The 16688-nt window shown below is 42.9% G+C and carries 13 protein-coding genes and 1 pseudogene; 8 read left to right on the top strand and 6 right to left on the bottom strand.

The features are described 5' to 3' along the window. Positions 1 to 10 precede the first annotated feature (10 nt). The 3 genes from SMUL_RS12850 (at position 11) to SMUL_RS12860 (ending at position 3454) form a co-directional block, all read left to right on the top strand. Positions 11 to 1618 carry an inorganic phosphate transporter gene (locus SMUL_RS12850; RefSeq protein ID WP_025345663.1) on the top strand — a complete coding sequence of 536 codons (1608 nt, stop codon included), beginning with the start codon at positions 11 to 13 and terminating at the stop codon, positions 1616 to 1618. A gap of 141 nt (positions 1619 to 1759) precedes the next feature. Beyond that, positions 1760 to 3007 (top strand): DEAD/DEAH box helicase, encoded by a 1248-nt coding sequence (locus SMUL_RS12855; protein WP_025345664.1) that lies wholly within the window; start codon positions 1760 to 1762, stop codon positions 3005 to 3007. A 3-nt stretch (positions 3008 to 3010) separates the two neighbouring features. Then, entirely contained in the window at positions 3011 to 3454 is a 444-nt protein-coding gene (locus SMUL_RS12860) for a YaiI/YqxD family protein (protein WP_038533431.1), read from the top strand. Between the two features lie 15 nt (positions 3455 to 3469). Here SMUL_RS12860 and SMUL_RS12865 read toward each other — a convergent pair whose 3' ends face one another. The 6 genes and pseudogenes from SMUL_RS12865 to SMUL_RS12885 form a co-directional block, all read right to left on the bottom strand. Next, positions 3470 to 4423, bottom strand: a complete 954-nt coding sequence (locus SMUL_RS12865) for a hypothetical protein (RefSeq protein ID WP_025345666.1) — start codon at positions 4421 to 4423, stop codon at positions 3470 to 3472. A 229-nt stretch (positions 4424 to 4652) separates the two neighbouring features. Beyond that, complete coding sequence (gene pstB, locus SMUL_RS12870) at positions 4653 to 5405, bottom strand: phosphate ABC transporter ATP-binding protein PstB (protein ID WP_425353314.1); 753 nt, start codon at positions 5403 to 5405, stop codon at positions 4653 to 4655. Positions 5406 to 5476: 71 nt separating this feature from the next. Continuing rightward, positions 5477 to 6649, bottom strand: a complete 1173-nt coding sequence (gene pstA / locus SMUL_RS12875; protein ID WP_025345668.1) for a phosphate ABC transporter permease PstA — start codon at positions 6647 to 6649, stop codon at positions 5477 to 5479. Between the two features lie 9 nt (positions 6650 to 6658). Beyond that, positions 6659 to 7567: a phosphate ABC transporter permease subunit PstC gene (gene pstC / locus SMUL_RS12880; RefSeq protein WP_223809824.1), complete on the bottom strand. Its 909-nt coding sequence runs from the start codon at positions 7565 to 7567 to the stop codon at positions 6659 to 6661. A 228-nt stretch (positions 7568 to 7795) separates the two neighbouring features. Continuing rightward, positions 7796 to 7864, bottom strand: a pseudogene (locus SMUL_RS17575) (hypothetical protein); the annotation flags it as partial. Between the two features lie 114 nt (positions 7865 to 7978). After that, on the bottom strand, positions 7979 to 9019 hold the full coding sequence (locus tag SMUL_RS12885; RefSeq protein ID WP_025345670.1) for a PstS family phosphate ABC transporter substrate-binding protein: 1041 nt from the start codon (positions 9017 to 9019) through the stop codon (positions 7979 to 7981). A gap of 162 nt (positions 9020 to 9181) precedes the next feature. Here SMUL_RS12885 and SMUL_RS12890 point away from each other — a divergent pair, with 162 nt between their 5' ends. The 5 genes from SMUL_RS12890 to SMUL_RS12910 all read left to right on the top strand — a co-directional run bounded on the left by SMUL_RS12890 (position 9182) and on the right by SMUL_RS12910 (position 16599). Continuing rightward, positions 9182 to 10783: a methyl-accepting chemotaxis protein gene (locus SMUL_RS12890; protein WP_025345671.1), complete on the top strand. Its 1602-nt coding sequence runs from the start codon at positions 9182 to 9184 to the stop codon at positions 10781 to 10783. A 9-nt stretch (positions 10784 to 10792) separates the two neighbouring features. Then, the gene (locus SMUL_RS12895; protein WP_038533435.1) at positions 10793 to 11566 is read left to right on the top strand and encodes a dioxygenase family protein; all 774 of its coding nucleotides are present in this window, start codon (positions 10793 to 10795) and stop codon (positions 11564 to 11566) included. A gap of 298 nt (positions 11567 to 11864) precedes the next feature. Then, entirely contained in the window at positions 11865 to 13211 is a 1347-nt protein-coding gene (gene purB, locus SMUL_RS12900; protein ID WP_025345673.1) for an adenylosuccinate lyase, read from the top strand. An 18-nt stretch (positions 13212 to 13229) separates the two neighbouring features. After that, the gene (locus tag SMUL_RS12905; RefSeq protein WP_190278593.1) at positions 13230 to 14636 is read left to right on the top strand and encodes an anion permease; all 1407 of its coding nucleotides are present in this window, start codon (positions 13230 to 13232) and stop codon (positions 14634 to 14636) included. Positions 14637 to 14703: 67 nt separating this feature from the next. After that, positions 14704 to 16599: a methyl-accepting chemotaxis protein gene (locus SMUL_RS12910; protein ID WP_025345675.1), complete on the top strand. Its 1896-nt coding sequence runs from the start codon at positions 14704 to 14706 to the stop codon at positions 16597 to 16599. The last annotated feature ends 89 nt before the right edge of the window (positions 16600 to 16688 follow it).

Raw genomic sequence — 16688 nt, forward strand, 5'->3', positions numbered from 1 at the left:
AAGGAAATGTATGGAGTTAAAATCCATCAAAGATGTTCAAAAAGCAGAGGGATTTGGGCTCAATGACCTCATCAAACTTATCGGTGCTATCACGTTTATTCTCCTCGTTATCTGGTATGTTTCCACCCTTTCCAATGACCTTCCCAACAAAAATATTCTTATCATCACCGCTATTTTTGGTGGCTATATGGCGATCAATATTGGGGCGAATGATGTTGCCAACAACGTGAGCCCCGCTGTTGGCGCGCAAGCAATTACCATTTTTGGTGCGGTCATCATCGCAGCTATTTTTGAAGCAGCAGGCTCGCTCATCGCAGGTGGAGATGTTGTGGGAACCATTAAAAATGGCATCATTGATCCTAAGATGATTCAAGATACGAACACCTTTATTTGGCTTATGATGGCGGCGTTACTCGCAGGAGCTATCTGGTTGAACCTTGCCACCGCTTTTGGTGCACCTGTTTCGACCACGCATGCGATTGTCGGGGGTGTTGCCGGCGCTGGTATTGCCGCAGCGGGATTTGATGTTGTCAACTGGGCAAAAATGGGCGAAATTGTCTTTAGCTGGATGATCTCCCCCTTTCTTGGTGGCATTGTAGCAGCAGGCTTTCTCTATTTTCTTAAGCAACGTGTTATTTACCAAGACAATATGCAAGAAGCGGCGCAAAAAGTGGTGCCCTGGATGATCGCCATTATGACCTGGTCTTTTGGCACTTATATCATTCTCAAAGGGGCTAAGCAACTGATTAAAGTTGATTTTATTACAGCCTCTGCCATCAGTTTTGTGCTTGCTATTATGACCTATTTTGCCGTTAAAGCCTCCATTAAAAAGACAGATAAACTTGAGAGCACCCGCGCCTCCGTCAATAAATATTTTAACATTCCCCTCATCTTCTCTGCAGCTCTTTTAAGCTTTGCGCATGGAGCAAACGATGTCGCCAACGCTGTTGGACCCTTAGCAGGCATTTACGATGCGCTGACAACGGGACATATCTCCTCCGCTGCGGGAATTCCCATCTGGGTCATGCTCCTTGGTGCATCGGGTATCGTTGTGGGACTTGGGTTGTATGGACCACGACTGATTAAAACCGTTGGCAGTGAGATCACGGAGCTTGATCAAATCCGCGCGTTTTGTGTCGCAATGTCAGCAGCCCTCACCGTCATCATCGCTTCACAAATGGGACTGCCGGTTAGCTCAACTCACATTGCCGTCGGCGCTGTTTTTGGCGTAGGCTTTTTACGTGAATACTTGTTAAGAGATCATACCAAGCTGACCGAAGAGGAGTTGAAGCAACACAAGCTTGATGATGAGATGCAAAAACTTGAAGAGTACAAGCACTCACTTGAATCGCTTGGCAAACTCAAAAAAGTCGATCCTATTTTAGTCAAAACACTCATGGGTAAAATTAATGAAGAAAAGGCTATTATTAGCCATATCTATGAAGGGGAGTTGGAGCTCAGTAAGGTCGAGAAAAAAGCGCTTAAAGCCGTTCGAAAGCATGAACTGGTGAAACGCTCTGCTCTTAAAATGATCCTCGCAGCATGGCTCATTACCGTTCCTGCTTCTGCCCTTTTAGCCGCTATTTTCTACTTTATGATTCGAGGAATGCTGCTGTAGTTTTTGAAGGTCTCATACGTCAGGTACGAGGTCTTCTCTCTATTTTATCCCTAGTTTTGACTAGGCAATGTTTACATGTAAAACTCTGTTAAGATCATCTCCTGTGACACTATGAACAACCCAAAAGGAAACCAAAAATTTATGTTATTTTCAGATTTAAAACTCAGCCCTGCGCTTTTAAAAGCGATTCACGATGAAGGCTATACGACCCCAACACCCGTACAAGAAAAAGCGATTCCTTCCATTTTAGAAGGTCGCGACATGCTTGCAGGTGCGCAAACGGGAACCGGAAAAACCGCAGGCTTTACGCTTCCTATTTTAGAGCTTCTCTCCCAAAAACCTCACGCTAAAGGCAAACCGCTTCTTCGCGTGCTCATTCTCACCCCAACACGTGAACTTGCCGCACAAGTGCAAGAGAGCGTTAAAGCGTATGGCAAATACCTTCCGTATAAAAGTGCGGTTATCTTTGGAGGGGTGAGTATCAACCCTCAGATTCAGATGTTACGTGCTGGCATCGACATTTTGGTCGCAACACCAGGTCGTTTGTTAGACCACGTCTCACAAGGTACGATTGATCTCAAACACATCGAAACTTTAGTCCTCGATGAAGCCGATCGTATGCTCGATATGGGCTTTATCAAAGACATTCGTCGTGTCATTTCGTTACTTCCAACCAAGCGTCAAAACCTACTTTTCTCAGCGACCTATTCGGATGATATCAAAAAACTCTGTGAATCGATCTTGAGAAATCCCGTCATTGTCGAAGTGGCACGTCGCAATACATCGAGTGAACTGGTCAATCAACGCGTCATTATGGTCGATTGCAAGCGCAAAACTGCCCTACTTGCCAAGCTGATTCAAGAGAACAAATGGGAGCAAATTTTGGTTTTTACGAGAACCAAACACCATGCAAACAAAGTCTCTGAATACCTTGCCAAGATCAATATCAGCTCTGCGGCGATTCATGGCAATAAAAGCCAAGGTGCCCGAACCAAAGCGCTCGCTGATTTTAAAAACGGCTCGGTCAAAGTGCTGGTGGCAACCGACATCGCAGCACGCGGTCTGGATATCGACCAACTCCCACACGTGGTCAATCTTGAGCTTCCCAATATTGCAGAGGATTATGTTCACCGTATCGGACGAACAGGGCGTGCTGGCAACAACGGCGAGGCGATTTCACTCGTGTGTGTCGATGAGCATGAGTACCTTGCAGGCATTGAAAAACTGATCAACCGCAAGTTTAAACGTGAAATCATCGAAGGGTTTGAGCCCAATCCTGACATTAAAGCAGAGCCCATTCAACAAGGTCGTGGCAGTAAACCCCAAGGTCAACCGCGTCGCAGAGACAATGCGCCTCGTGAATACGTCGAAAAAAGAAGAAACAGGTAAGCAATGATCTACGTTGACGCCGATGCTTTTCCCAACACGCTTAAAGAGATTTTGCTTCGTGCGGTCTTTAAGCGTGGCATTACCACCCATTTTGTGGCAAATAAAAAAATACCACTCCAAGACTCACCACTGCTAACCATGATCATCGTTTCCCAAGGTGCGGACGAAGCCGATCATTACATCGTCGAGCATGCCGTGAGCGATGATCTGGTCATCACCGCGGACATTCCTTTAGCCGACAGACTGGTCAGCAAAGGCGTGCTTGCGCTTGATCCACGCGGCACGATTTACGATGAAAGCAACATCAAAAGCTTGCTTGCGATGCGCAATTTAATGCAAGAACTCCGCGACGCAGGTGAAATCACAGGAGGACCTAGTGCCATTGGCGAAAAGCAAAAGCGAGCCTTCGCCGATGCGCTCAATGCGCTCTTGCAAAAACAAAAATAGCGTTACATGTAAAGATCAAACGCCTTTGCGTTTGAAAAATAACAGGGTAATCATCCCCGCGCAAAAGCTGACGATACAGAAGATAAGCAGCGAAAATTTTGAAACCCATGATGTGTCCACAAGTTCACTCATGCCCTCACTTGTTTGCGCCTTTTCAACCATGCTACGCAATGTCTCCGCATTTTCATTCATCCGCGGAAGCAGCTCTTCAAAGGTCGTGGTCAAAATGGCTTTTTTTGCCTGTGAATTGCGTGCGATCTGCTCGAATCCTTGGGCGTAAAGCGCAAATGCCTCTTTAAAGATTTTGATGCGTTTAAGGCTCTCTTTGTTGTCCACAACCACTTCAATTTTGTTGGCATGCTTTTCGATCTCATCTTTAAGCTCTTTGATGCGAATGAGAAAAAAGTCGTTGTTGTTGAGCGTAAAAGAGGCGGCTGAAATTTTATATTTTAACAGAGCATCCAGCAAGTACGCTGCGCTGTTACCGCTCATTGGGTCATTATCCATAAACGATTGAAAAAGAATTTTGTTGGGGTGCTCTTCTAAAAGCGTGTTGTATTTTGCAAATACGTTACCTTCAATGCCTGCGTTCTCTTTCTCCAGAGCCACGATCCTTTTAAACGATTGCTCGTACGTTTTAAGATCGCTACTGAGCGCACCAATGCCTTTTTGCATCGCACTGCTTTTTGCAACCAAACTCTCTTTGCCAAGCTTCGTTAACGTCTCAGCCAACTTCGCAGCTTCCGTGTCAAAATCGCGCAGGTATTTGTCATCTTGCACCATCAAATACTCTTTGATGTCCAGCTTGAGTCTCATGATGCTTGGATTGATGGAATGAATGTTCGCTTCACTTTTATAAAGTGCAGGGGCTGAGTTACCTTGGTGTGGAAGCAAAAACTGAACGATCACGGTACTGGCTAAAAGAAAGCTCAGTAAGAGAAGGAGTTGGAGGGGAGAGAAACGATTCACGGTGCATTCCTTCGTTACATGTAAAGCTTAAAGCGCTTTACATGTAAACATAAATTAACTTCTTGCCAATAGACTTCTTGCAAAACTCATTTTGCAAGAAGAAAAAAAAAGCACCAAAGGTGCGTGGGCATTGCGCCGAGCAAAACACAGTGTTCACGTAGTCTTTAGAGCTTTGCTTTAAAGACGTGTAAAAAGTTCTTGCAGAACTCTAATGAAATGTAAGCGCTATTTATCCAAAACGACCCGTAATGTAGTCTTCTGTTTTTTTCTCTTTGGGATTGACAAAGAGTGTTTTAGCATCACTGTATTCGATGAGATTGCCCATGTGAAAAAATGCGGTGTAATCTGCGATACGCGCGGCTTGTTGCATGTTGTGCGTGACGATAACGATGGTGTAGTTTTTTTTGAGATCCAACATCAAGTTTTCAATCTTCTCGGTTGAAATCGGATCAAGTGCAGAGGTTGGCTCATCCATCAAGATAACATCGGGCTCAACCGCAATAGCACGCGCGATACACAAACGTTGTTGCTGTCCGCCTGAGAGTGCCGTGCCTGGGTCTTTGAGTTTATCTTTAACCTCTTCCCAAAGATTGGCACCTTTGAGTGCTCGCTCGACCAACTCGTCACACTCTTTGCCTTTTTTCACGATGTCATGCATCAAAGGAGCATACGCGATGTTTTCATAGATACTTTTTGGGAAAGGATTGGGTTGTTGAAACACCATACCAACGCGTTTTCTAACCGCAACGACGTCGATGTTTTTGTCATACACATCGTGCCCATCAATGCCAACGAACCCTTCTACTCTACAGCTGGGAACGAGATCGTTCATACGGTTGATGCAACGTAAAAAAGTAGACTTTCCGCAACCACTCGGTCCTATGAGTGCTGTGATTTTTTTCGTATAAACATCCATATTGATGCTATTGAGAGCCTGTTTATCGCCGTAAAAAAGATCAAGGTTTTTGACCTCTATTTTGATACTCTCTGCAATCTCAGGAGTCTCATCACGATCGTTAAAGGTTGTGTGAATAAAACCATTTTCCATTGTCATTACCACTTTCTTTCAAATTTTTTTCTAAGGTACACGGCGCCGGCATTCATGGAAAGAAGTACCGCTAAAAGAACGATAATACCTGCAGCAGTACGCTCCAAGTAAGCTTTTTCAGGCATACCTGCCCATGTAAAGATTTGTGCAGGAAGCACGGTTGCAGCGTCGGTAAAACTCGTCGCCGCATCGGGAACAAATGCGATCATACCGACAATAATCAAAGGTGCCGTCTCACCCAAAGCATGCGCAATGGAGATGATGGAGCCTGTCATAATGCCTGGCATCGCCAAAGGTAAAACATGATCACGCACGATCTGCCATTTGGTCAGACCCAGCCCAAAACCCGCTTGGCGAATGCTTGCAGGAACCGATTTGAGAGATGCTTTAGAGCTTACAATGATGACCGGCAAACACATGAGTGCCAAGGTCATACCACCTACCAACGGTGAACTCCTTGGAACCCCAAAGAAGTTGATAAAAATTGCCAAGCCTAAAAGACCAAACAAAATGGAAGGAATCGCGGCAAGGTTGTTGATATTCACCTCAATGATCTGCGTCCAACGATTATCAGGAGCAAACTCTTCGAGATAAATGGCTGTCATAACGCCAATTGGAAACGCAATCAACATCGTGACGATAATGGTCATCACCGTTCCAATGATGGAAGAGTAGATACCCGAATTTTCAGGAATTTTTGAATCGCCGGTGGTGAGAAAAATGGTGTTAAACTTCAGTTCAACCAGCCCTTTTTCTTTGAGTTCATCCACATAGGCACGTTCATTTGGCTTGGTTCGTGACTCTTTGCCTTTGACATATTGGTCAACCTCAGAGTTGGCGAGTACCCAGTGTTCTTGTGTCGTATTCATCCATGTTGGATTTTGTTTGACTTGATTGGGAATGTCTCTTAGCCATGCGCGACTGATAATTTTAAGGTTTTTACCTTTAACCGCAACATAAGGATTTTCCAAAACCTCTTCATTGATGGTGACTTCCATTTTGACATAGGTTTGAAAAAAAGCGGGATAGCCGGATCTTCCTAAATCCACCAAAAAGAAGATCAAAAAAGAGACAGAGAAGACAATCGCCATAATCGTAGCCCCTTTAAAAAGAGCTGCTTTTTGGTTACGTCTTTTGATCTGTGGTATGTAAAAATAGTTGTCGTTTTGCTCTTTCATATCTGCCCTTTAAAGCGTTGAAACTTTGTATTTTCTATGGAACTTACGAATGGTACTGACCGAGATAATGTTAATGACCAATGTCACCACAAAAAGCACCAAACCCAGCGCAAAGGCTGAGAGGGTGAGTGGGTTGTTAAACTCTTGATCACCCGTAAGCGATTCAACGATTTTAACCGTGACGGTGGTCATATCTTCCAGTGGATTCCACGTTAAGTTTGGTCTTAAACCTGCTGCCATAACAACGATCATGGTCTCTCCAAGGGCTCGTGAGACACCAAGGAGGATCGAAGCGATGATACCTGGCATCGCAGAAGGGAGAACCACAAAACGAATCGTCTCTGCTTTGTTCATACCAAGTGCATACGCACCATTGCGCATATTTTGAGGTACAGAGCTGATAACATCATCGGAGAGGGAAGAGATAAACGGGATAATCATAATCCCCATGATAATACCTGAAGAGAGTGCGTTTTGGTACTGTGCTTCGATGCCAAAGACCGCAAAAAATTTAACCACAAGCGGAGCGACCGTAAGGGCAGCAAAGAATCCATACACAACGGTTGGGATACCCGCTAAAATCTCTAAAAAAGGCTTCACTTGAGATCTAACACTTGAACTGGCATACTCAGACATAAAAATCGCAGACAGCAGTCCCATCGGAATGGCAACCACCATCGCAATAGCGGTGATGTAAAAAGTTCCTGCAAAAATAGGCACGGCGCCAAATTTAGCTTCCGCCGCGTTCGCATCTGCTCTACCCGCACCCTCTAAAAAGGCGGTATCGGGTGACCACTCTAAACCAAAGATGAAGTGAAAGAAACTTTGCATTTGGAAGAAATGAAGCGCTTCAAAGATGATAGAAAGCAAGATACCAAAGGTTGTTAGCACCGAAACCAATGAAGCGGTGAAGAGCATTCCCTTAATCAAATCTTCTACCAAGTCACGCGCTTTGGTCGTACCTTGGATATTTTTAATCAAGAGTCCAAGGGTGAGTGCTCCCACACCAAGGGCTGCTGCTAAAAGCATCGTTGGGGGAATGGCGTGAACGCCAAAAAGATATAAAAATACTCCACAAACCCCAATCGTAATGATCGGAAGTCCTGTATAAAGAGCTCCAAACCAACCGTATTGGTCAGGTTGAGAATGCATTTTAATACCTTGTGAACGAATCGTGATGGCTTTTTGTCGGCCTAAAACATAGCCTAGAAACATTAGTGGAACAAGTCCACCAAAAAAGATAAGATAGAGTGTTTGCGTACTCACCAGAGTCCTTTAAAAAGAGGTGCGAGAGGCTCTAAAAGCCTCTCATCGGTCTTACATGTAAACTTATGGAAGAATGGTATTTTTCTTAACCATCTCTTCAGTGAGTTTAGTCTTAGCTAAAACAGCTGCTTGTACTTTTTTAAGATCTCCCTCGGTCATTGGAACCAAACCGATTGTTTTAAGTACACCTTTTGTACCGATCATTTTTGCATCAACATACAATTTCAAGAATTCATCCATCCCTTTAACTTGAGAACGGTGTGAGTTTTTAGCGTAGATATAAAGGCTTCTTGAGATTGGGTATTTTGCAGATGAAATCGTATCAAATGCTGGTTCAACGCTATCCACAGATGCGCCATTGATTTTATCGCCATTCTCTTCAAGGAAGCTGTAACCAAAGATACCAAATGCAGCAGTGTCTTTCGTCAATTTTTGAACGATTAGGTTGTCATTTTCACCTGCTGGAACAAACACACCGTCTTGGCGTACTGCTTTGTATTTGCCTTTTTTGTCGCCATACGCTTCAAATTTCTTTGAGCTGTGCTCCATAACCATTTCATCAAATGAGTCACGTGTTCCTGATGTGGTTGGAGGACCGTAAACGGTAATTTTTCTATTTGGAAGAGCCGCATCGATCTCATTCCATGTTTTGTATGGGTTTTTAATGAGTGACTTACCATCTTTACTTGGTACTTCTTCAGCAAGTGCTAAGAACATTTGCTCACGTGTAAAGTTGATTTTGCCATTGGTTTTAGATTGCGCAAACGCGATACCATCAAATCCTACCATCATACCCGTGATGTCTGTGACGCCATTCTCTAAACATGTTTTGTATTCAGACGCTTTCATAGGGCGTGAAGCATTGGTAAAATCAGGTGTATCAAGACCATTACCTGAACAAAAAATCTTCATACCACCACCAGTTCCTGTTGACTCAACGACAGGTGTCGCATTGCCTGTTGTTGCTTTAAACTCTTCAGCGACATAGCTGGTAAAAGGATACACGGTAGATGATCCAACAATTTTAATCTGATCTCTTGCACTCGCAGTTACACTTAAAGCTGCAACACTTAAAAGGGCAATTGCACATGTTTTGATAGTCATTGTATACTCCATTTCTAAAATTTGGTAATGTCATTGTAAGGGAATTTGATTACAACTTGGTTACGAATTGTTTCTCAATAGAGGATTAAAATGCTTCGTTATTATCATTTTTTTGGGAAGAGCCCGTTATAATTCTAAGCTAACTTGCTACAAGGAATTTTTATGCTTCAATCTATCCGTGCTAAACTCTTATTTCTCTTTGTTATTATTTTTGTAGGAACACTAGGACTCGGCTATTTACTCGTTTCAAATACCCTAAAAGCGGAAGATGCCGTCGAAAAAGTACAACATGCGGGCGACATTGCTACGTACACAAATGAACTCTTAGTCCACGCAAGAGGACACCAAATCACCTTCAATCCTAAAATGACGGAGGCGTACTATAAAGCCTATGACAACCTTCTCAAAGCCGCACAAGAGCTTGAACCAACACTGCATAATCAAGATAATATTACACTTTTAGAGCAGATTAAAAAAGTAGCTGCCGAGGTGAAACTCTCCAGTGATGAACGTTTTGTTTTAGTCGATAAATACAAAGAAGCGATTAATTCACCTGAGTTTCTAAACTCTCCCGAGGGCAAGCGATTTACGGTGATCACCAATGAAGGGCGTACGAGCTTTATTACCCTCTTAGACTCTTCGAAGCAACTGACGAAAGCCATCGAAGCGTATGAAGATCAAACCCTAGATCAAGCCAATATAGTTGGTGTTATTATGGCGTTGTTGGTCTTAGTTGCTTCAAGTTTTATCTTTTGGTACGTCTCAGGTCAGATCAGAAGCTCCATTCAAACCGCGTCTAAAGAGTGTGAATACATTGGCAATGCTAAAGATTTAAGCCATAGCATCAACACCAAAGGAAATGATGAAATCACCTCGATGATGGCAATCGTCAATACCCTACTTTCACAACTGCGCACTGCCATTGATGGGGCAAAACGTACGGCATTAGAAAATGCTGCCGTTGCTGAAGAGCTCTCATCCACCTCACTTCAAATCGGAAAACGAACCGAAGAGGCCGCTAAAGAGGTCGATCATGCACTGGATTCTACGAAAAAAGTCGCGACCATCTTGCATACGAGCGAAGAGAGTTCAAACCGTTCTGAGTCGGTCATTCAAAATGTAGCCGATGGGCTGAGCAACGCTTCTCAAGAGGTGCTCTGCGTCTCCAATGATCTTCAAACCATCGTGGTCAACCAAACCGATCTTTCAAGCCGCATTGAGCATCTCGATCAAGAAGTGACCCAAGTGCAACAAGTGCTCTCCGTCATATCTGATATTGCAGAGCAAACCAATTTGCTAGCCCTCAATGCTGCCATCGAAGCAGCGCGTGCGGGAGAACACGGTCGTGGATTTGCCGTTGTGGCTGATGAAGTACGAAAATTGGCAGAACGCACCCAAAAAAGCTTGGTGGAGAGCAACGCAACCGTCGCTGTCATCACCCAATCCGTGGCGACCTCATCCGAGCTCATGAAAAGCAATGCGCAAGAGATTCAAGCGCTGGGGCAACGAGCTGAAGAGACGCAAAAACTGATGCTTAAAACCGTCTCCACGATGAATGAAGCCAAAACATTGGCACAAAACAGCGCCAAAGATGCTAAAGAAGGAAGCGCTCAAGCTTCTGAAATGTTGGGGCGCATTGATGCGATTCATCAAATTTCTGCGACCAATGCCAGAAGTGTTGAAGAGATCGCGAGTGCAGCAGAGCATCTTTCAAAACTCTCTAACACTTTAAGCATTGCGCTTGCAGCCTTTAAAACCACCTAAGGAAAAGCAATGAAAAACACTATGCCTTGCCTCTTTTTGGGACATGGTTCACCGATGAATCTTGTGTTAGAAAACAGTTTTACCGAAGCGCTTGAAGCACTCTGCAAAGAACTTCCCACACCCAAAGCGATTCTGGTTATCTCAGCACACTGGTACACAAACCAAACAGCCGTGAGCATCAGCTCAGGCATTGCGTATGAGACGTTGTATGATTTTTACGGCTTTCCGCCCACGCTGTATGAAATGAGCTACCCATCACCCAGCAACAACACGCTCTCCAAGCGTATCGCCACGCTTTTAGATGCCCCCTTAGTCGAGCGAGGCTTAGACCATGGCGCGTGGATGCCACTGCATTTTCTCTTTCCCAAAGCAAGTGTTCCCATCATTCAGCTCAGCCTCAATAAAAACCTGCCCCTGTCTTTACATGTAAAGATTGGAGAACAACTCCAAGTGCTCAGAGAGGAAGGCATTATGATCATCGGAAGCGGTAACATCACGCACAATCTTGGCATGGTCGATTTTTATAACATCAATGCCCCCGCCGTGCAATGGGCTCAAAATGTGGATGATTTTGTCCATCAAGCCTTTACATGTAACGATGTTGAAAGCTTAGTGCGCATTGAAGAGCGATGCCCTGATTTTAAAACAGCACACCCAAGCATCGACCACTATCTGCCACTGCTCTACATAGCAGGTGCTAGACGCGAAGACGATACGGTGAAAATACTCACCCCTTTCTTCCAAAATGCCAGCCTCTCGATGCGAGGGTATATGCTCTCCTAATCTACACTTTTTACCACCCTCTTTGCAAAACCGTGCACAGAGGGCTGGTCTTTTTACATGTAAAAAAATTCTCCTTCTCAAATGAGCGCTAACGCTTACAAAAAGCCCTATTTTCAACGATGATACTATCCATTCATGGCACCATTTTTATATTTATTAAAAATATCTTAATTTTATAAATTATTTTTACGGTCAGTTTTTGTCACTGATTTTCCCCTGAATTCTTTTTAGCGGTCAATTTCTGTCCATACTATCGGCTACTATTTTCCTTACAAAAACTTGTTTTAAGGAGAAAATTATGGCTTCCAGTTCAGTTGATAGTAGAGTATTTGGGGTTCTTTTCGCAAGCGAAGAGATGAAAAAGATTTTCAGCGATGAAAACCGTGTTCAAAAATGGCTCGATACCGAAGCGGCTCTTGCACGTGCACAAGCAAAACTTGGCATCATTACACACGATCAAGCAGATGAAATCACTAAAAAAGCAAAAGCAGAGCTTCTAAATTTAGACGCCATTGGCGAGACGTACAAAAGTACGATTACCATCGTTCCTCTTTTAAAAGAGTTCAAAAAAGTTCTTGATAACAACGCAGGTGAATTTGTGCATTGGGGCGCTACGAGCCAAGATATTATGGATAACGGATTGATTCTTCAAATGCGAGAAGCGCATACACTTTTAACACAATTGCTGACAAAAACGTATGAAGAGTGTCTTAAAATCTCTGAAAAATACAAAGATACCGTTATGGCAGGACGTACCCACGTCATCCATGCGTTACCAATTACTTTTGGTTTTAAAACAGCGATGTGGGCAGATGAGCTTAAACGAAATCTCATCCGTTTGGAAGAGCTTAAACCACGCCTTCTTAAAGGGCAACTCAGTGGTGCCGTGGGAACACTTGCTTCTCAAGAAGGTAAAGGTTTTGCAATGCAAGAACTTATGATGAAAGATCTAGGTCTTGCTGTACCTGTTATTTCATGGCACCCAACACGCGATCATATCGCAGAGTATGTTTCACTTTTAGCGCTTATTTCGGGAAGTATTGGTCGCATTTCACATGAGATTTTAAGTCTTCAAAGAACAGAAATTTGTGAAGTGGAAGAACCTTTCTTTATGGGGAAAATTGGAAGTTCTACCATGCCTCACAAACGTAACCCACAAGTATGTGAAAGCATCATTGCGTTAACAAAAATTGTTCGCGCTCAAGCACCGCTTGCTGTGGAAATCATGCAATGTGAAAATGAAAGAGACTGGGGATGTGAAGCCGTTGAATGGGATATCGTACCTAAAACGTCTATTTGTATGGCAGCCGCGTTGGAAAAAATGAATGACACCCTTGAAAACCTTATTGTCTATCCAAAAAACATGAAAGAAAATCTCAATAAACTCAAAGGTGCAATGCTTAGTGAAGCGGTTATGTTACATCTTGGTGAAAAACTGGGTCGTTTAACTGCACATGAGATCGTTTATGAAGTGTGTATGAAAGCATTCTCGGAGGGAACAATGGTGATCGATGCCCTTCTTGAGCGAGAAGAAGTTGCGAAAGCATTTAATAGAGCCGAATTAGCCGAAATTCTTCGACCCGAAAAATATACGGGGCTATCATCAGAATTTGTTGACAGAGTATTAGCAGATCGTTTAAAATAATTTAATAAGGGGTTTTCGATGAATAAGAATATTATTAACGGCCTTCTTGTCTTGTTTGTAGGTGCTTTACTTTGGTTTATACCTGCACCTGATGGAATAACTGCGCAAGGGTGGCATCTTTTTGCTATCTTTGTGGCTACGATTTTAGGATTTATCTTGCAGCCTCTACCCATGGGGGCTCTTGCATTTATTTCCATTACACTGACTATCCTTTTCAACGTTTTAAAACCTTCTGAAGCACTCTCTGGCTTTGGCAATAACACCATTTGGTTGATTGCTTCAGCCTTCATTTTTGCTAAAGGTTTTATTGTCACAGGCTTTGGCCGAAGAATTGCTTATATCGTTATAAAAATGATTGGAGATAGCACACTTAAGCTTGGTTATGCTGTAGTTATTAGTGATCTCATCATGTCGCCAGCGATGCCATCAAGCGGTGCTAGAGCGGGTGGTGTGCTATATCCTATTGTTAGAAGTCTTGCTACTGCTTTAAAATCTGAACCAAATGATGGAACAAACCGAAAAGCTGGTAGCTTTTTGATGCAAATTTTGTATCAAGGTAATACCATTACCAATGCAATGTTTCTAACCTCAATGGCAGCCAATCCACTAATCGCAACGTTGGCACAAAAAGCACTTGGTATAGAAATATCATGGGGGTTATGGGCACTTGGGGCTTGTGTACCAGGCATTGTTTCTTTGATCATTATTCCTTATTTTCTCTACAAAGTGTATCCTCCTGAAGTGAAAGAGTTTCCTGAAGGTAAAGAGATAGCTAAAGCAGAACTGGCCAAAATGGGACCTCTTTCTTTTGGTGAAAAAATAATCTGTGGTGTTTTTGTGGGTGCGCTTGCTTTATGGTCAACTTCACAGCTTACAGGCATTAATGCAACCGTTGTGGCCATGCTAGGTGTCAGTGTAATGGTCATCACGAAAACATTGGATTGGAAAGATGTTTTAGAAGAAAAAGGTGCGTGGGATACGCTTATTTGGATGGGAACATTAATGACATTGGCTGGATTTTTAACTAAATTTGGGCTTATTGGCTTATTTTCAAAAGCAGTAAGTGCTCAAGTTACAGGTATCTCTTGGCCTCTAGCTATGACCATCCTGATCATTGTCTATGTCTATTCACATTATGCTTTTGCAAGTTTAACAGCTCACATAACAGCTATGTATATAGCATTTTGTACTGTAATGGTTGCTGCTGGAGCGCCTGCTTATCTTGTAGCACTTTCAATGGCGTATATGTCTAACATTTGTATGTCGATTACCCATTACGGTGGAGCGCCTGCGCCGATTATCTTTGGTGCTGGGTATGTTGATCAAGCAACATGGTGGAAACTAGGGTTTTACACGTCTATCATCAATCTGATCGTTTGGGTTGGTATTGGTGGCGTTTGGTGGAAAGTCATCGGACTTTGGTAATCAACACAGATTGGAGCAGAATATTCTTTTCTGCTCCAATCTTTACAAAAAAAGGGGAAAGACCGTGATGAATGTTGGATTTAAACAACGAATTATTTTGGTTGCAAGTGCGTGTCTTGTTATATCTCTGCTTATTTTTGCTCTGATTAGTTTCTACGAAATTAAACGTAATTTAAGAGGCGAAATCATTGATAAACAGATGCAATCGATGGCAACACTTCAAACGGATCTTAATGGATGGTTTACCTCCCAAGTCAAAGTGATCACAGCACTTGCTAAAGAGCTGAATATTCACTCTTCTTTAAGTAAAGAAGAGACAATGCCACTTCTTAAAATGGCAAATGACAGTATCAATGCGGAAACAACCTACTTTGGGTTGAACGATGGCACGATGATCTATGAAAATGGCAAAACGCCATCAGCGGGGTATGACCCACGAACACGTCCTTGGTTTACGGAAGCTATGGGCACAACAACCACGTCCATTATGGCACCTTTTATGGGATCTAGTAGCAAAAAATTGACCATCTGCATCATCTCGCCCATTATTCGAAATGGCGTTAAAGAAGGTGCTGTTTCAACCAATATCTTAATAGACGATGCGATGAAAAAAGTGTATGCTACAACATTTGATGGCGGATATGCTTTTATTATGGATAAAGCGGGTCAATTCGTCATCCATCCAGACAAAAGTGTCATCAATAAAAAGTTCCAAGAGTTATCCCCTGCCCTTAATGATGCCTACAAATATATCACCGCTCATGACAAAGGCTCGGTTGAATATACGATCAATGGCGAAGATAAAATTCTTACGTTTGGAAAACTTGAAAATGGTTGGATTGTGGCATTATCGATCGATACAAAAGTTGCATTTTCTTTTTTAGATCAACTCATTACCATGTTTGTGATCATCGGCTTTGTTATGACTGTTTTATCGGTTTTAGTGCTGCTCGGTGTCTTAAAAATACAATTTCAACCCCTTACCAGACTTAACCAACTCATCGAAAATCTCTCCAGTAGCGAGGGGGATTTGACCCAACGACTGGAAATCAAAAACAAACACGATGAAATAGGCATTATGAGCCATAATATCAATGCGTTTATCGAAAAAATTCACGGTATGATCATCGCCTCAAAAGTGAGCAGTAGTGAAAATGCTTCTGTCTCCCATGAACTCTCCAACACCTCACTCGAAGTGGGTAAGCGTGCTGAAGAAGAAGCCATTATTATCACAAAGGCGACCACACAAGCCATCACCTTGAAAAGTTATCTAGAGACATCGGTGGAAAATGCCAAGACATCCAGCAATGAAGTCAGTGATGTTGTCGAGAATCTTCAACGTGTGAGCACGGAAGTTAGTAATCTCTCAACTTTGTTACAAGAGAGTGGTCACCGCGAAGTTGTCTTATCTGAAAAATTAAATACGGTCAGTCTCAATACAGCGGAGATCAAAAACATCTTAGGAGTGATCAACGATATTGCTGATCAGACCAATTTGTTAGCACTCAATGCCGCCATTGAAGCAGCACGTGCAGGAGAGCATGGAAGGGGCTTTGCGGTTGTTGCGGATGAAGTGCGAAAGCTCGCGGAGCGAACCCAAAAAAGCTTAACCGAAATCAATGCAACCATCAATGTCGTCGTTCAATCGATTGTTGATGTGAGTGGCGAAATGAACACCAATTCGCAAGAGCTTAATAAAATCACCGATACATCTATCGCGGTACAGAACAATGTTTTTGAGGTCATGAAGACGTTAAACAACGCTGTAACAAATGCCAATAAAACCATTCATGATTATATCGATACCGCCAGTAGGATCGGTCTTATTACCGAAGATATATCCAAGATCAATGAAATTTCAAGCATCAACGTGCGCAGTGTAGAAGAGATAGCCTCAGCAGCGGAGCATCTCAATAAAATGACTGAAAATCTCAATATTGAGCTTGGGAAATTTAAATCGTAGCGTAGAACTCTTTCAAATATGACTTTACATGTAAACAATTTGTGGAAGTCATGTTAGAATAGTAAATTACTTAAAATTGCGTCGAGGAA

The sequence above is a fragment of the Sulfurospirillum multivorans DSM 12446 genome (genome assembly GCF_000568815.1).
Lineage (GTDB): Bacteria > Campylobacterota > Campylobacteria > Campylobacterales > Sulfurospirillaceae > Sulfurospirillum > Sulfurospirillum multivorans.

What these genes read in the sequence shown, in the direction of transcription:
- SMUL_RS12850 (WP_025345663.1), top strand. Translation starts at nt 11, where the DNA reads ATGGAGTTAAAATCCATCAAAGATGTTCAAAAAGCAGAGGGATTTGGG.
- SMUL_RS12855 (WP_025345664.1), top strand. Translation starts at nt 1,760, where the DNA reads ATGTTATTTTCAGATTTAAAACTCAGCCCTGCGCTTTTAAAAGCGATT.
- SMUL_RS12860 (WP_038533431.1), top strand. Translation starts at nt 3,011, where the DNA reads ATGATCTACGTTGACGCCGATGCTTTTCCCAACACGCTTAAAGAGATT.
- pstA (WP_025345668.1), bottom strand. Translation starts at nt 6,649, where the DNA reads ATGAAAGAGCAAAACGACAACTATTTTTACATACCACAGATCAAAAGA.
- pstC (WP_223809824.1), bottom strand. Translation starts at nt 7,567, where the DNA reads ATGCTCTTCACCGCTTCATTGGTTTCGGTGCTAACAACCTTTGGTATC.
- SMUL_RS12885 (WP_025345670.1), bottom strand. Translation starts at nt 9,019, where the DNA reads ATGACTATCAAAACATGTGCAATTGCCCTTTTAAGTGTTGCAGCTTTA.
- SMUL_RS12890 (WP_025345671.1), top strand. Translation starts at nt 9,182, where the DNA reads ATGCTTCAATCTATCCGTGCTAAACTCTTATTTCTCTTTGTTATTATT.
- SMUL_RS12895 (WP_038533435.1), top strand. Translation starts at nt 10,793, where the DNA reads ATGAAAAACACTATGCCTTGCCTCTTTTTGGGACATGGTTCACCGATG.
- purB (WP_025345673.1), top strand. Translation starts at nt 11,865, where the DNA reads ATGGCTTCCAGTTCAGTTGATAGTAGAGTATTTGGGGTTCTTTTCGCA.
- SMUL_RS12905 (WP_190278593.1), top strand. Translation starts at nt 13,230, where the DNA reads ATGAATAAGAATATTATTAACGGCCTTCTTGTCTTGTTTGTAGGTGCT.
- SMUL_RS12910 (WP_025345675.1), top strand. Translation starts at nt 14,704, where the DNA reads ATGAATGTTGGATTTAAACAACGAATTATTTTGGTTGCAAGTGCGTGT.